This is a genomic window from Streptomyces ochraceiscleroticus, from assembly GCF_000720485.1.
Taxonomy (GTDB): Bacteria; Actinomycetota; Actinomycetes; order Streptomycetales; family Streptomycetaceae; genus Streptomyces; species Streptomyces ochraceiscleroticus.
Genome location: NZ_JOAX01000021.1, coordinates 1 through 14,790, shown reverse-complemented (window position 1 = coordinate 14,790; position 14,790 = coordinate 1). Strand labels below are relative to the sequence as shown.

Annotated in this window: 13 protein-coding genes and 1 pseudogene; 9 read left to right on the top strand and 5 right to left on the bottom strand. The window is 72.5% G+C overall.

Annotated features, from left to right (window positions below):
- Position 1: 1 nt before the first annotated feature.
- The 3 genes from kdpF to IG84_RS0124610 all read right to left on the bottom strand — a co-directional run bounded on the left by kdpF (position 2) and on the right by IG84_RS0124610 (position 997).
- Positions 2-91 carry a K(+)-transporting ATPase subunit F gene (gene kdpF / locus IG84_RS39315; protein ID WP_037800831.1) on the bottom strand — a complete coding sequence of 30 codons (90 nt, stop codon included), beginning with the start codon at positions 89-91 and terminating at the stop codon, positions 2-4.
- Positions 88-216 (bottom strand): hypothetical protein, encoded by a 129-nt coding sequence (locus IG84_RS42670; RefSeq protein WP_281179373.1) that lies wholly within the window; start codon positions 214-216, stop codon positions 88-90. Before IG84_RS42670 ends, kdpF begins: the two co-directional genes overlap by 4 nt.
- A 256-nt stretch (positions 217-472) precedes the next feature.
- Positions 473-997: an SRPBCC family protein gene (locus IG84_RS0124610; RefSeq protein ID WP_031061331.1), complete on the bottom strand. Its 525-nt coding sequence runs from the start codon at positions 995-997 to the stop codon at positions 473-475.
- 251 nt (positions 998-1,248) lie between these two features.
- Between IG84_RS0124610 and IG84_RS0124605 the strand changes: the two genes are divergently transcribed.
- The gene (locus IG84_RS0124605) at positions 1,249-1,602 is read left to right on the top strand and encodes a hypothetical protein (protein ID WP_031061326.1); all 354 of its coding nucleotides are present in this window, start codon (positions 1,249-1,251) and stop codon (positions 1,600-1,602) included.
- 42 nt (positions 1,603-1,644) lie between these two features.
- On the opposite strand, the gene IG84_RS0124600 is transcribed toward IG84_RS0124605, so the two are convergent.
- Positions 1,645-2,745, bottom strand: coding sequence for a calcium:cation antiporter (locus tag IG84_RS0124600; protein ID WP_031061323.1), 1,101 nt, complete (start codon positions 2,743-2,745; stop codon positions 1,645-1,647).
- Between the two features lie 154 nt (positions 2,746-2,899).
- Here IG84_RS0124600 and IG84_RS0124595 point away from each other — a divergent pair, with 154 nt between their 5' ends.
- From IG84_RS0124595 to IG84_RS0124580, 4 genes and pseudogenes are all read left to right on the top strand, one after another.
- Positions 2,900-4,078, top strand: coding sequence for an acyl-CoA dehydrogenase family protein (locus tag IG84_RS0124595; RefSeq protein WP_031061320.1), 1,179 nt, complete (start codon positions 2,900-2,902; stop codon positions 4,076-4,078).
- 94 nt (positions 4,079-4,172) lie between these two features.
- A pseudogene (locus tag IG84_RS0124590) lies at positions 4,173-4,502 on the top strand (oxygenase MpaB family protein); the annotation flags it as partial.
- Between the two features lie 28 nt (positions 4,503-4,530).
- Complete coding sequence (locus IG84_RS0124585; protein ID WP_031061317.1) at positions 4,531-6,717, top strand: serine/threonine-protein kinase; 2,187 nt, start codon at positions 4,531-4,533, stop codon at positions 6,715-6,717.
- A 183-nt stretch (positions 6,718-6,900) separates the two neighbouring features.
- Positions 6,901-8,463, top strand: a complete 1,563-nt coding sequence (locus IG84_RS0124580; protein ID WP_031061314.1) for a phytoene desaturase family protein — start codon at positions 6,901-6,903, stop codon at positions 8,461-8,463.
- A 34-nt stretch (positions 8,464-8,497) separates the two neighbouring features.
- Here IG84_RS0124580 and IG84_RS0124575 read toward each other — a convergent pair whose 3' ends face one another.
- Positions 8,498-9,229, bottom strand: coding sequence for an HAD family hydrolase (locus IG84_RS0124575; protein ID WP_031061311.1), 732 nt, complete (start codon positions 9,227-9,229; stop codon positions 8,498-8,500).
- Positions 9,230-9,353: 124 nt separating this feature from the next.
- On the opposite strand from IG84_RS0124575, the gene IG84_RS0124570 reads away from it, so the two are divergent.
- The 4 genes from IG84_RS0124570 (at position 9,354) to IG84_RS0124555 (ending at position 14,745) form a co-directional block, all read left to right on the top strand.
- A complete protein-coding gene (locus IG84_RS0124570) occupies positions 9,354-10,457 on the top strand; it encodes an NAD(P)H-dependent flavin oxidoreductase (RefSeq protein WP_031061307.1) in 1,104 nt (367 codons plus the stop codon).
- A 22-nt stretch (positions 10,458-10,479) separates the two neighbouring features.
- On the top strand, positions 10,480-12,030 hold the full coding sequence (locus IG84_RS0124565; protein WP_031061304.1) for an acyl-CoA synthetase: 1,551 nt from the start codon (positions 10,480-10,482) through the stop codon (positions 12,028-12,030).
- A gap of 143 nt (positions 12,031-12,173) precedes the next feature.
- A complete protein-coding gene (locus tag IG84_RS0124560; RefSeq protein ID WP_031061302.1) occupies positions 12,174-13,703 on the top strand; it encodes an acyl-CoA synthetase in 1,530 nt (509 codons plus the stop codon).
- A 241-nt stretch (positions 13,704-13,944) separates the two neighbouring features.
- Complete coding sequence (locus IG84_RS0124555) at positions 13,945-14,745, top strand: VOC family protein (protein ID WP_031061297.1); 801 nt, start codon at positions 13,945-13,947, stop codon at positions 14,743-14,745.
- The last annotated feature ends 45 nt before the right edge of the window (positions 14,746-14,790 follow it).

Genomic DNA, 14,790 nt, shown 5'->3' with positions numbered 1-14,790 from the left:
CTCAGAACCTCTCCGGGTCGATGAGGGCGAGAACGAGATAGCCCAGCAGGGCGACGGCCACGATGAGGCCGACGATGTTTTCGGTGGTCACAGCTTTGCGACCCCCTTGGCGACGAGGGCCACCAGCGCGAAGACCGCGAGCGTGGTGACGACGAGGGCCACGTCGGCCATCGAGAGCTCCTGAACGAGTGGGAGGTGAACTGACGGTAAGAGCAAACCGCCGTTCCGAGTCCCTGCGCTCGCCGTTGACGGCTCCCTTACGGGAGCGGCCCCGTGCTTGATGTCTTTCTAACGGTTGGCCTTGCGACCTGCGGAAATGCCGACGGCCGGGTCGAGATCGACCCGGCCGTGTGCACTGGTAATCCCGCGCTCGGCGGGCCGCCGCGCCACGTCAGTCGCAGTGGTCCCGGCGCCGGGTACCCGGGCGGGTGCCCGTATCGCACATTCGCTGCCCGCCCGACGCCAAGGCGCCTCAGCCCTCCGCGAGCGCCTTGATGCCCTTCAGGGTCGCCGCCATGCCCGTGCGCAGCTCGGCGAGCCGGGCCTCGATGAGCTGCTCCTCCCGGTCGGGCATACGGGCGATGACGGCGCTGAGCCCGGAGGCGCCGGGGCCGATGCGTACCGAATGCCGTACGAGGACGTGCCCGCATGCGGGCTCCAGGACGAAACGCCAGGTCGCGAGGGACTGCGCGGGGTCCGCCACCGGTGCGCCGAACCGGCCGCCGGTGTCCAGGACGGCCCAGCAGAACTCGCGCTCGGCGGCGACCGTCACGATCTGTGAGACGGTCTGCCACTCGCCGATCTTCGGGTGGCGGTTGTGCCCCGTGAAGCGTGCGCCCGGCGCGGGCGCGGTGGCGCCGTCGAGCCATTCGACGCGGTGCAGTTCGGGGCTCATCCGGGCGGGCAGGTCGATGTCGCTGACCAGCTCCCAGACCCGCGGCGCGGCCGCCGCGATCCGAATCTCGTACTCGGCCGCCGGGCCGTCGGCATAACGCATCGTGTGTCCTCGTCTCCCTCGGTCGGGGAGAAAGTACTGGCCGCCGGGCCCGGCGACGGCGGCGGGGTGGCCTTGGGCCGGGGCCGGGCGTCCGAGGTCGGGAGTCCGGGCCCGCCGGGCGCGCGGCGGGCCGCCGCGATGCGGCCCCGCGGGCTCGCCGCGAGCGTTGCGGGACGCCTCCGGGCGCGTGATGATGGCTGCCTGGGAGCGGCCGCGCCGGGCGCGGCGCGCCGGCCACAAGGGAGCGAGCCATGGCCGAACCGGGTGACCTGCGGCAGACGTACGCATTCAGCTGCACCGGATGCGGACACGCCTGGAAGCAGACCTACGACATCGTGATCGTCACCGACTCCGCGGGCCAGCGCTCCCAGGAGTACCGCATCGAAGGGCGCAGGGTGCGTTCCCCGCTGACCTCGCCGATCTGCCCGCACTGCGAGCGGCGGCACGTGCACGCGGTGCCGGTCGGCCTGGCCGAGCGGGCCCTCGAGGCGGAGACCGCGCCGCAGTCCCGTCCCGAGCGCGATGAGCACACGCCGCACATTCCGCACGGCCCCCATTTCCACCTGCGCCGTCACTCCGGCCGGACGCGCAGCGAGGACGGCTGACGTCACTGAGGCTGACGTCACTGAGGACGGCCGGGGGCTTCCCTAGGGGCTGACCGCCAGCACGAGATACGCGGCCAGCAGGGCCAGGTGGACGCCGCCCTGGAGGGGCGTGGCGCGCCCCGGGATGACCGTCAGGGTGCCGACGACCACGGTGAGGGCGAGCAGCACCATGTGCGTCGCGCCGAGGCCGAGGACGAGCGGGCCGCTCAGCCAGATGGACGCCGCGGCGACCGCGGGAATGGTCAGGCCGATGCTCGCCATGGCCGAGCCGAGCCCGAGGTTCAGGCTCGTCTGCACGCGGTCGCGGGTGGCGGCCCGTACCGCCGCGATGGTCTCCGGCAGCAGGACGAGCAGCGCGATCACCACGCCGACCACCGAGGACGGCAGCCCCGCCGCGGCCACCCCGGCCTCGATCGTCGGCGACACGGCCTTGGCCAGCCCGACCACGCCGACCAGTGCCAGGGCCAGCAGGCCCAGGCTGGTCAGGGCCGTCCGCCGGGTGGGCGGATCGGCGTGGTCGTCCTCGTCGATCACCCTGCCGGACGAGGTCACCGGGAGGAAGTAGTCCCGGTGCCGCACGGTCTGGGTGGCGACGAAGAGCCCGTAGAGCACCACGGCCGCGAGCGCGGCGAAGATCAACTGTGCGGGCGCGAACTCCGGCCCCGGCTTGCTCGTCGTGAAGGTCGGCAGCACGAGGCTGAGCCCGGCCAGCGTGGCCACGGTGGCGAACGCCGCGCCCGTGCCCTCCGGATTGAACACCGCGACCCGCCGCCGCAACGCGCCCACCAGCAGACACAGCCCGACGATGCCGTTGCAGGTGATCATCACGGCGGCGAAGACGGTGTCCCGGGCGAGCGAGGCGGACTTGTCCCCGCCGTCGGTCATCAGGGTGAGGATGAGCGCGACCTCGATGATGGTCACCGCGACGGCGAGCACGAGCGACCCGAACGGCTCGCCCACCCGGTGGGCCACCACCTCCGCGTGGTGCACCGCCGCGAGCACCGCGCCGGCCAGGAAGCACGCCACGAGGGCCACGGCCGGGCCGGGCAGCGAACGGCCCCAGGAGAGCGCGAGCAGGACGACGGCGAGTACGGGAAGGGCGGCGGTCCAGTGGCCGGCGACCGCCCGGACGGTACGCAGCATGGCTCGACCTTCTCAGATCGCCCGGCGAGCTGCGCGCGGAAGAGGCGCGCGTCCGCCCCTTCCGTATTACTGGAACACGTTCTACCGTGCGGGCGACCCCACGGGCCGTCAGTCCACGGCAGCGACGGGCCGTCAGACCGGGACAGGAGGGGCCGTGCACCTCGAATACACGCCCGAACAGCAGCGGCTGCGCGCCGAGCTGCGGACCTACTTCGCCCAACTGGTGCCGGACAACGCGTACGCGCGGTACGCGGCGCCCGCCGAACGGAAACGGTTCTACCGCGAGACGGTCCGCCGCCTGGGCGCCGACGGCCGGCTCGGCGTCGGCTGGCCCGAGGAGTACGGCGGCCGCGGCCTCACGCCGATGGAGCAGTTCGTCTTCTTCGACGAGGCGGCCCAGGCGGGCGTGCCGCTGCCCCTGATGGCGCTGAACACCGTCGGCCCGACGATCATGAAGTACGGCACCGAGGAGCAGAAGGCGTACTTCCTGCCGAGGATCCTCTCCGGTGAGATCGACTTCGCGATCGGGTACAGCGAACCGGACGCGGGCACCGATCTGGCGGCCCTGAAGACCCGCGCGGTACGGGACGGGGACTCCTACGTCGTCAACGGGCAGAAGATCTGGACCACCAACGGCGACACCGCCGACTGGGTGTGGCTGGCCGTCCGCACCGACCCCGAAGCGCCGCCCCACAAGGGCATCAGCATGCTCCTGGTCCCCACCAGTGACCCCGGCTACTCCTGCACCCTCATCAACACCCTCGCCGGCCACGACACCACCGCGAGCTACTACGAGAACGTCCGCGTCCCCGTGAGCCGCCGGGTCGGCGCGGAGAACGAGGGCTGGCGCATCATCACCAACCAGCTCAACCACGAACGCGTCACCCTCGCCGCGCACGGCGCGATGGCCATCCGCGCGCTGCACGACGTCCAGCGCTGGGCCATGGAGACCAAGCTCGCCGACGGCCGGCGCGTCATCGACCTGGGCTGGGTCCGCACCCGGCTGGCCCGCACGCACACGAAACTGGACGCCCTGAAGCTGCTCAACCGGCGCATGGTCGACGCCCTCCAGCGCGCCGCCCTCACCCCGCAGGACGCCTCAGCCGTCAAGGTGTACGGCTCCGAGGCGCGCCGGGACGCCTACGCCTGGCTGCTGGAGGTGGTCGGCGCGGCCGGCCCCCTGAAGGAGGGCTCGGCGGGCGCGGTGCTCCACGGCGAGCTGGAGCGCGGTTACCGCTCGGCCGTCATCTTCACCTTCGGCGGTGGGAACAATGAGATCCAGCGGGAGATCATCTCCTGGATCGGCCTGGGGATGCCCCGCGTACGCAGATGATCCCGTACGGGTGAAGGGCGGTTCCGCGGTGACGGAGGGGCGGTGGGCGACGCGTACATACGGGAGAACTGCATGGCTGCCCGTCCGGTGGGGCCGGCCCCCGCCACCGCCCCTCCCGCTGGCCCCCGTACGCGCGCTGCTGTGGCGGCGGGTGGCCTCGCTGGCGTACGAGGCGCTCCCTCCGTACGCGCACGAGCTGTACGGCAGGCCGGTGCCGCCCCCTGCGGCCGTCGACCGGCGGCTGCGCGCCGCGGGACGCGTACTGCGGGCGGTCCCGCCGACCGTGCGCCGGCAGCTGCCGCCGAAGCACATCCTGCGCGCGGTGGCCAGACTCGGACCCGGCACCCGCCCGTCGGCCTACAAGCTGTGCCACCCGGCCGCCATACTGAGGGCTCACGGTGCTCAGGGGGAGCCACAGGAGTGACGACGGCGACGGGGGGCGGCAGCAGGCGATGGGGGAGAGCAGGCTGATCCACGGCCGTTACCGGCTGATCGATCTGATCGGGCGCGGGGGCATGGGCGAGGTGTGGCGGGCCCGGGACGAGTCCCTGGGCCGCCAGGTCGCGGTGAAGTGCCTCAAGCCGCTGGGGCAGCAGCAGGACCCCTCGTTCATGCGGGTGCTGCGCGAGCGGTTCCGGCGCGAGGCGCGGGTGGCCGCGGGGCTGCAGCACCGCGGCATCACCGTCGTGCACGACTTCGGCGAGGACGACGGCATTCTGTACATCGTCATGGAGCTGCTGGACGGGCGCAATCTCAGCCAGCTTCTCGACGACAACCGCAAGGACCCGCTGCCCGTACCGGACTTCGTCGAGATCGCCGACCAGGTGTCGGCGGCGCTCGCGTATACGCACGAGCAAGCGGTCGTGCACCGGGATCTGAAGCCGGCGAACATCGTCCGGATAGCGGACGGCACGGTGAAGATCTGCGACTTCGGCATCGCCCGGCTCGGCCACGACATCGGCTTCACCGCCCGCCTCACCGGCACCGGCATCGCCATGGGCACCCCGCATTACATGTCGCCCGAGCAGATCGCGGGCGGCACCATCGACCACCGCAGCGACCTGTACTCGCTGGGCTGCGTGCTGTACGAACTGGCCACGGGTGTCCCGCCGTTCGAATTCGACGACGCCTGGGCCGTGCTCGTCGGACACCGCGACACCGCGCCCGAACCGCTCCGCAAGCGCCGTCCCGACCTCCCCGAGCCGTACGAGCGCATCGTCCTCGACCTGCTCGCCAAGGACCCCGACGACCGCCCGCGCGACGCCGCCGAGCTGGGCAAGCGCATCGCCACCGCCCGCGCTCCGCAGTCGGTCGGCGCCGGGCTGCCCGCCTGGGCCACCGGCATGCGGATCGGAGCCGGCGCGCGGCCGGCCCGCGCGTCCCGCACGCCGTCCCGAGGCGCCGTCGGCGAGCTCACCGGCTCCTGGACCGCGGGCTTCGAACCCGACCGCCCCGAGGGCACCCCGCCCGCCCGGGAACGCCCCACCCCCTCGCCCGCGACGCTCGCCGCGCTCGCAGGGCGGCACAACGCCGGGCTGAGCCTGGGGCGGCTCGGGCGCTGGGAGGAGGCGGGCGAGGTGCACCGCGCGGTCGCCGCCGAACGGGAACACGTGCTCGGGCCCGACCACCGTGACACCCTCGCCAGCCGCTTCGAAGTGGCCTTCACCCTCTCGCGCTCCGGCCGCTTCGCGGACGCGCTGCGCGAGTACGAGGCGGTCGCGGCGGGCCGCGAGCGGACGCTCGGCCCCGAGCACGCCGACACGCTCGCGGCGCGCCAGGAGACCGCGTACGTCCTCGGCAGGCTGGGCCGCCACTTCGAGGCGCACCAGGTCTACACGGCGGTACTGGCGGCCCGTGACCGCACCATGGGCGCCGACCACCCCGACACCCTGCGCTGCCGCCACAACCTCGCCTTCAACCTCAGCCGCCTCGGCCGTCTGGAGGACTCCTACGAGGTGGCGTGGGAGGTCGCGGCGGCGCGCGCCCGGGTGCTCGGCGAACGCCACCCCGACACCCTCGTGACGCGCTGCGAGGTGGCCTACACGCTCGGCCGGCTGGGGCGCTGGCCCGAAGCGCTGCGCACCTACCAGGACGTGGCCGCGGCGCGCGCACAGGCGCTCGGCTCCGACCACCCCGACACGCTCGCCGCGACCTACGAGGTCGGGATAAGCCTCGGCCGGCTCGGCCGCAGCGCGGAGGCCCTGACGCTCTACCGGGACCTGGTGGCGGCCCGTACGGAGGCGCAGGGAGCGGAGGACCCGGAGACGCTGCGCGCCCGGCACGGCCTCGGCGTCAACCTCGGGCGGCTCGGGCGCTGGGAGGAGGCGCTCGCCGAAGCCCGCGAGGTGTGCGCGCTGCGCGAGAAGGTGCTCGGCGCGGAGCACCCGGACACGCTCGTCAGCCGCCGCGAGGTCGCGGTGGGGCTGGGGTGGCTGAGGCGCTGGGCCGAGGCGCTGTCCATGTACCGGGGGGTCGCCGAGGCCCGCGAGCGAGTGTTCGGGCCCGACCATCCCGACGCGCTGGCCAGCCGCACGGATGAGGCGCACTGTCTGGAGCAGCTCGGCCGCGCCGCCGAGGCGGTCGGTCTGTACCGCCGGGTGGCGGCACTGCGGCAGCAGCGGGGGACGCAGGGGCACTGAGGCGTACGGGTGACAGCCGGACCCGGGGCGTACAGGTGGCACTCGGCGTCGAGGTGTGGCGGTGGCGGCCGGTGTGGAGGGGGAGTTGATCGAACGGGCTCAGAAGTGACCGTTCCCGTTCGCTGCTGACCGGAGGAGTACCGACCTCTGGCCGGTACTGATCGCTCCGTGCTACCAAGAGACATGCCGGAACGGACGTCCTATGACGTGATCATTGTCGGCGGCGGGCACAACGGCCTCGTCGCCGCCGCCTATCTCGCCCGCGCCGGGCGCAGCGTGCTCGTACTCGAACGGCTGGACCACACCGGTGGCGCCGCCGTCTCCACCAGGGCCTTCGCCGGGATCGACGCCCGGCTCTCCCGCTACTCCTACCTCGTCAGCCTGCTGCCCCCGAAGATCGTGCAGGACCTCGGGCTGCGCTTCGCCGTTCGCAAACGCACCGTCTCCTCCTACACGCCCGCCGACCGCGACGGCCGCCCCGGCGGGCTCCTCGTGGGCGGCGGCCCGGCCCGCACCCGTGCCGCCTTCGAAGCGCTGACCGGCTCGGACCGCGAGTACGAGGCGTGGGAACGCTTCTACGGGACCACCGCCCGGCTCGCGGAGCGTGTCTTCCCCACCCTCACCGAACCGCTTCCCACCCGTGCCGCGCTGCGCGCCCGGATCGACGACGAGGACGCCTGGCAGGCGCTGTTCGAGCGGCCGGTCGGCGAGACCATCGAGAAGACCTTCGCCGACGACCTCGTACGCGGCGTCGTCCTGACCGACGGCCTGATCGGCACGTTCGCCTCCGCGCACGATCCGTCCCTGCGGCAGAACCGCTGCTTCCTGTACCACGTCATCGGCGGCGGTACCGGCGACTGGGACGTGCCGCTCGGCGGCATGGGCGCACTCACCGACGCGCTGGCCCGCGCCGCCCGGCAGGCAGGCGCCGAGATCGCCACCGGACACGAGGTGACCGGCCTGGCCACCGACGGCACGACGGCCGAAGTGACGTGCGCACAGGGCACGTTCGCCGCCCGCCACGTCCTGGTGAACGCCGCCCCTCAGACGCTGGCCACGCTCCTCGGAGAGCAGCCGCCCGAGCCCCCCGAAGGCGCCCAGCTCAAAGTCAACATGCTGCTGACGCGGCTGCCCCGGCTGCGGGACGAGACCGTCGACCCGCGCGAGGCGTTCTCCGGCACCTTCCACGTCGCCGAGGGCTACGAGCAGCTCGAGACCGCCTACCAGCAGGCCGCGGCCGGCGAACTGCCCACCGCACCCCCCAGCGAGATCTACTGCCACTCCCTCACCGACCCCTCCATCCTCGCCCCCGACCTGGTGCGCCAGGGCTACCAGACCCTCACCCTGTTCGGCCTGCACACCCCGGCGCGGCTCTTCGCGGATGACAACGACGCCGCCCGGGAACGCCTCCTGCAGGCCACCGTCGAACAGCTCGACGCGCACCTCGCCGAGCCGCTGGCCGACTGCCTGGCCCACGACGCCGACGGCCGCCCCTGCATCGAGGCGAAGTCCCCACTGGACCTGGAACGGGACCTGCGCCTCCCGGGCGGCAACATCTTCCACGGCGACCTGTCCTTCCCGTACGCGGAGGACGGCACGGAGGACACTCTGGGCACCCCCGCCGCCCGCTGGGGCGTCGCCACCGCGCACCCGAACGTCCTCCTGTGCGGCGCGGGCGCCCTCCGGGGCGGCGGCGTCAGCGGCATCCCGGGGCACAACGCGGCGATGGCCGTACTGGAGGGCTGAGGGCACTACCGGAGAGCCGAGGGCCTGCTGCTCTCTAAGGGCTGGGCGCGCACACCAGGCGCAGCACCGCGTCCAGTCCGCGCACCGCCCCTGGGGCGGCGCCGGCCGGCAGTACGTAGGACCGCAGCCCGCTGCCCGCCGCGCCGCCGTCCTTGGCGGGGTGGTCGCCCACCATCAGCGTCTCGGCGGGTGCCACGCCCAACTCCCGGCAGGCGTGCCCGAACAGCGCAGGGTCGGGCTTCTCCGTGTCGTGCTCGAAGGAGTGCACCCACACGGAGAAGTACCGGTCGAGCCCGTGGTGCGCGAAGGTCGGACGCAGATCCCAGCCCACGTCACTGACCACACCGAGCGCGATGCCCCGCCCCGCGAGGGCGTCCAGCGTCGCCGCCGCGTCCGCGTACGGGCGCCAGTGCTCCGGCGACCGCAACTGCTCGTACAGCGCCTCCGCGACCGGCACCAGGCCCGGCACGGACGCGTACCACGTCGTGAACGCGTGCCTGTGAGCCGCAGCGGACACGTCGCGGCCCCGCTGCGCCGCGACGACCGCAGGCTGCGCCAGACCGGCCTCCAGACCCGTCAGCAGGTCATCCATCGCCGCCTCGCTCACCGGGGAGCCGAGGGCGGCACGTATGCGGTCGGCGTACGACGCGATCTGGAAGAGCGTGCCGGAGAAGTCGAAGAGCACGGCACGGACGGGGGAGGGGCGGAGCGCGCCGTCCGGGGTGCGCAGCGGGCCCTCGGGGCCGCAGACAGGGAGAGGTCTCATGGCAGGGATCTTCCTCCGGCAGCCGTAAAGCCGGCGTAGAAACCGCCGTGGAAAGAACCATGGAAACTGACGTGGTGTCAGAAAATCTCTTCCCTCGTGCGGCGGGCTGCGGCATCCTGCGCGCATGCAGACGGAGTTGAGCAGCACACTGGGTGTCGAGCACGCCGTCTTCGGGTTCACGCCGTTCCCCGCCGTGGCCGCGGCGATCACCCGGGCCGGCGGGTTCGGCGTGCTCGGCGCGGTACGGTACGCCGCCGCCGACGACCTCGCGCGCGACCTGGACTGGATGCAGGAGCACACCGACGGCCTGCCGTACGGCCTGGACGTCGTGATGCCCGCCAAGAAGGTCGAGGGCGTCACCGAGGCGGACATCGAGGCGATGATCCCGGAGGAGCATCGCGCCTTCGTCGAGCGGACGCTCGACAAGCACGGGGTGCCGCCACTGCCCGAAGGCGCGGCGCCCGGGTGGCGGATCACCGGCTGGATGGAGCAGGTCGCCCGCTCCCAGTTGGACGTCGCCTTCGACTACCCGATCAAACTATTGGCCAACGCACTGGGTTCGCCGCCCGGCGACATCGTTCAACGAGCCCACGATCACGGCATTCTCGTCGCCGCGCTGGCCGGCAGCCCGCGGCACGCCCGGCACCACAAGGAAGCCGGCATCGACATCGTCGTCGCTCAGGGCTACGAGGCGGGCGGGCACACCGGGGAGATCGCCACGATGGTGCTGACCCCCGAAGTCGTGCGCGCCGTCGACCCGCTCCCCGTACTGGCCGCGGGCGGCATCGGCACCGGCGAACAGATCGCCGCCGGCCTGGCCCTCGGGGCGCAGGGCGTCTGGCTCGGCTCGGTCTGGCTGACCACCGAGGAGGCCGAGCTGCACTCGCCGCGGCTCACCCGGAAACTGCTCGCGGCCGGCCCCGGTGACACCGTCCGCTCGCGCGCCCTCACGGGCAAGCCCGCGCGCCAGCTCCGTACGGAGTGGACCGACGCCTGGGACGACCCGGCGGGCCCGGGGCCGCTCCCCATGCCCCTGCAGGGCCTGCTCGTCGCCGACGCCCTCTCGCGCATCCAGAAGTACGAGACCGAGCCGCTGCTCGGCACCCCCGTCGGCCAGATCGTCGGGCAAATGAACAACACCCGCAGCGTGCAGGCCGTCTTCGACGACCTCACCCGCGGCTTCGAACGCGCCATCGACCGCATCAACCGCATCGCGGGTCGCGTCTGATCCGCCCGAAGGGAGCTCGGCCATGTCGCAACCCCCCACCGGCTTCTGGGCCCAGGCCGCAGCGGACCCGGACCGTACGGTCCTGATCGCGCAGGACGGCGAGGAGTGGACCGCGGGCCGGCTGCACGCCGCGTGCAACCGGCTCGTCCACGGGCTGCGCGCAGCGGGCCTCGAACGCGGCGACGCGTTCGCCGTCGTGCTGCCCAACGGCGTGGAGTTCTTCACCGCCCACCTGGCGGCCTCGCAGGCGGGTTTCTACCTCGTACCCGTCAACCACCATCTGGTCGGCCCGGAGATCGCCTGGATCGTGGCCGACTCCGGGGCGAAGGCGCTGATCGCCCACGAGCGGTTCGGTGAGGAGGCGCGCGCCGCCGCGGACGAGGCCGGAATGCCCGCTGAGCGCCGCTACGCGGTCGGCACGGTCGACGGCTTCCGCCCGTACCCGGAACTCCTCGCCGGACAGCCGGAGACGGCTCCTGAGGGCCGCACGCTCGGCTGGGTCATGAACTACACCTCGGGCACCACCGGACGCCCGCGCGGCATCCGCCGCCCGCTGCCCGGCAAGCTCCCCGAGGAGACCCACCTCGGCGGCTTCCTCGGCATCTTCGGCATCAAACCGTTCGACGACAACGTGCACCTGGTGTGCTCGCCGCTGTACCACACCGCCGTCCTGCAGTTCTCCGCCGCCGCCCTGCACATCGGCCACCGGCTCGTCCTGATGGACCGCTGGACACCCGAAGAGATGCTGCGCCTCATCGACACCTACAGGTGCACGCACACCCACATGGTCCCCACTCAGTTCCACCGGCTGCTCGCCCTCCCGGAGGAGACCCGGAACCGGTACGACGTCTCCTCGATGCGGCACGCCATCCACGGCGCCGCGCCCTGCCCCGACCACGTCAAACACGCCATGATCGACTGGTGGGGGAGGTGCGTGGAGGAGTACTACGCGGCCAGCGAGGGCGGCGGCGCGTTCGCCACCGCCGAGGACTGGCTCAAGAAGCCCGGCACGGTCGGCAGGCCCTGGCCCATCAGCGAACTGGCGGTCTTCGACGACGACGGCCGCCGCCTTGCGGCCGGGGAGCTGGGCACCGTCTACATGAAGATGGCCACCGGCGGCTTCCGCTACCACAAGGACGACGGCAAGACGGAGCAGAACCGTATCGGCGACTTCTTCACCGTCGGCGACCTCGGTTACCTCGACGAGGACGGCTACCTCTTCCTCCGCGACCGCAAGATCGACATGATCATCTCCGGTGGCGTCAACATCTACCCCGCCGAGATCGAGGCCGCGCTGCTCGGCCACCCCGCGGTCGCCGACGCCGCCGTCTTCGGCATCCCGCACGACGACTGGGGCGAGGAGGTCAAGGCCGTCGTCGAGCCGGCGGACGGCCGCCTACCGGACGAGGCACTGGCCGCCGACATCCTGGCCCACTGCGCCACCCGGCTGGCCGGCTACAAGCGCCCCAAGAGCGTCGACTTCATCACCACCATGCCGCGCGACCCGAACGGCAAGCTCTACAAGAGGCGACTGCGCGCTCCGTACTGGGAGGGGCGGGAACGCGCGCTCTGAGGCGCGGCGCGGACGCGCGCTCCGAGGTGCGGCGAACGCTCGCTCTGAGGCGCGGCGCGGCGCGGCGGCTGTGGCTCCGGAGGCCGGCGCGTCACGGTGCCGCCTCCCTTGACCCGGGCGGAGGCTGGGCACAGGATCGCGCCATGGCAGGAGTGCGGAGCAGTACGGTCGACGGAATGCTGCGGCGGAGCGCGCGGCGGGTGCCGGAGCGCACGGCGGTGCGGTACGCCGAACGGTCCTGGACCTACCGGCAACTGGACGAGGCGGTCACCGCCGCAGCCCGGCTGCTCCTCGGGGAGGGACTGCACCCCGGCGACCGGGTCGGATCGTACGGGCACAACTCCGACGCGTACCTGATCGGATTCCTCGCCTGCGCCCGCGCCGGCCTCGTCCACGTCCCGATCAACCACCACCTCACCGGCGAAGACCTCCAGTACATCGTCGAACAATCCGGCAGTTCGCTGGTCCTCACCGAACCGGCACTCGCCCACGAACTCCCGGACGGCGTACGGACCCTGCCGCTCCGCGACGCCGACGACGCGCTGCTCGCCCGGCTGGCACGGCTGCGCAGAGACCCCGCGGGTCTCGCCGCCCTCCCGCCGCTCGCGGACGTCGACGCCGAAACCCTCGTCCAGCTCCTCTACACCTCCGGCACGACCGCGCTCCCCAAGGGCGCGATGATGACCCACCGTGCGCTCGTCCACGAGTACGTCAGCGCCATCACCGCACTCGACCTGGCCGAAACCGACCGGCCGCTGCACTCCCTCCCGCTCTACCACTCCGCCCAGATGCACGTCTTCCTGCTGCCCTACCTGGCCGTGGGCGCGGAGAACACCATCCTGGACGCGCCCGTGGCCGAGACCATCTTCGAACTGGTGGGCGCAGGGCGCGCGGACAGCCTCTTCGCGCCGCCCACGGTGTGGATCGGCCTCTCCCGCCACCCCGACTTCACCGCGCGCGACCTGACCGGGCTGCGCAAGGCGTACTACGGCGCGTCGATCATGCCCGTGCCGGTACTGGAACGGCTCCGCGGCCGCCTCCCCGGCCTCGCCTTCTACAACTGCTTCGGGCAGAGCGAGATCGGCCCGCTGGCGACCGTGCTGGGACCGGGCGAGCACGCGGGACGGATGGACTCCTGCGGACGGCCCGTGCTCTTCGTGGAGGCGCGGGTGGTCGACGAGGAGGGCCGGGACGTGCCCGACGGCACGGCGGGCGAGGTCGTCTACCGCTCGCCGCAGCTGTGCGAGGGGTACTGGGAGAAGCCCGAGGAGACCGCCGCCGCCTTCAGGGACGGCTGGTTCCGCTCCGGCGACCTCGCCGTACGGGACTCCGAGGGGTACCTCACGGTCGTCGACCGGGTGAAGGACGTCATCAACTCCGGCGGCGTGCTGGTCGCTTCCCGGCAGGTCGAGGACGTGCTGTACGAGCACCCGAAGGTTGCCGAGGTCGCGGTGATCGGGCTGCCGGACGACCGGTGGATCGAGGCGGTGACGGCGGTGGTCGTACGGACGGAGGACGCGGGCGACCTCGGCGAGCAGGAACTGATCGACGCCGCCCGCACCCGGCTGCCCGCCTTCAAGGCGCCCAAGCGGGTCGTCTTCGTCCCCGAGCTGCCGCGCAACGCCAGCGGCAAGATCCTCAAGCGGGAGCTGCGGGAGCGGTTCGGCAGCTGACGGTGAACGGTCGTCGCCGAGCCACCGCCGGGACGGCGCGGCATCCCGGCGGCATGCCGCCTGACCTGCGATGACGTGTCGCTGCGGGGCGACTGTCAGTGGTGCCTGCCATGCTGGAACAGCTCAGAAGAACGCACTGAAAACGCTCAGAGAATGGGCGGTGCGGTCCGTATCCGGCCGGCGGGCGCACACCGTCATGACAGCAGTTCATACGCTTCGCCTCACACCGAAGGATCTGCTCATGCTCTCGACCAAGTACGAACCGGGCGCGCCGAACTGGCTCGACCTCGGTGTCCCCGACGTGGACGCGGCCGTCGCCTTCTACAGCGAGGTGTTCGGCTGGACCTTCGAGTCCGCCGGGCCGGACGCCGGCGGTTACGGCTTCTTCCGGCTGGACGGCAGGATCGTCGCCGCGATCGGCCCGCTGGTCGAGGAGGGCGCCAGCCCCTCCTGGACGGTGTACTTCCACACGCCGGACGCGGACGGCACGGCCAAGGCGGTGGAGACGGCCGGCGGCACGGTCCGCGCCGCGCCCATGGACGTCTTCACGGCGGGCCGGCTGGCCGCGTTCACCGACCCCGACGGTGCTCAGTTCGCGGTCTGGCAGCCCGGCGACACGAAGGGGCTGGACGTCGTGATGGAGTCCAACGCCCTGTGCTGGACCGAGCTGTACACCACGGACAGCGCCCGGTCGAAGGACTTCTACCACTCAGTCTTCTCCTGGCAGTACCAGGACCTGCCGATGGGTGAGGCGGGCGCGTACACCATCGTCGTACCGGCGGGCGTCGCGGCCTCGCCCGCGTTCGGCCAGGGCGGCATCATGCAGCTCCCCCAGGAGAACCTCGACCGCGGCTCCACGTCCGAATGGCACCCGTACTTCGGCGTGGACGACTGCGACGCGACGGCAGCGGCGGCGACCGAGCGCGGTGCGGTCGCCCTCATCCCGCCGGTGGACGCGGAGGGAGTCGGCCGCCTGGCGATGTTCCGCGACCCGTACGGCGCCACCTTCGCCATCATCAAGGGAGAACCGCCCACGAGCTGACGGGGGATGGGGGCGGGGGACGGGGGACGCCGAGCGAAGAGGGGG

Coding starts and splice junctions, on each gene's coding strand:
- IG84_RS0124610 (WP_031061331.1), bottom strand. CDS start 997: ATGCGTTATGCCGACGGCCCGGCGGCCGAGTACGAGATTCGGATCGCG.
- IG84_RS0124605 (WP_031061326.1), top strand. CDS start 1,249: ATGGCCGAACCGGGTGACCTGCGGCAGACGTACGCATTCAGCTGCACC.
- IG84_RS0124600 (WP_031061323.1), bottom strand. CDS start 2,745: ATGCTGCGTACCGTCCGGGCGGTCGCCGGCCACTGGACCGCCGCCCTT.
- IG84_RS0124585 (WP_031061317.1), top strand. CDS start 4,531: ATGGGGGAGAGCAGGCTGATCCACGGCCGTTACCGGCTGATCGATCTG.
- IG84_RS0124580 (WP_031061314.1), top strand. CDS start 6,901: ATGCCGGAACGGACGTCCTATGACGTGATCATTGTCGGCGGCGGGCAC.
- IG84_RS0124575 (WP_031061311.1), bottom strand. CDS start 9,229: ATGAGACCTCTCCCTGTCTGCGGCCCCGAGGGCCCGCTGCGCACCCCG.
- IG84_RS0124570 (WP_031061307.1), top strand. CDS start 9,354: ATGCAGACGGAGTTGAGCAGCACACTGGGTGTCGAGCACGCCGTCTTC.
- IG84_RS0124565 (WP_031061304.1), top strand. CDS start 10,480: ATGTCGCAACCCCCCACCGGCTTCTGGGCCCAGGCCGCAGCGGACCCG.
- IG84_RS0124560 (WP_031061302.1), top strand. CDS start 12,174: ATGGCAGGAGTGCGGAGCAGTACGGTCGACGGAATGCTGCGGCGGAGC.
- IG84_RS0124555 (WP_031061297.1), top strand. CDS start 13,945: ATGCTCTCGACCAAGTACGAACCGGGCGCGCCGAACTGGCTCGACCTC.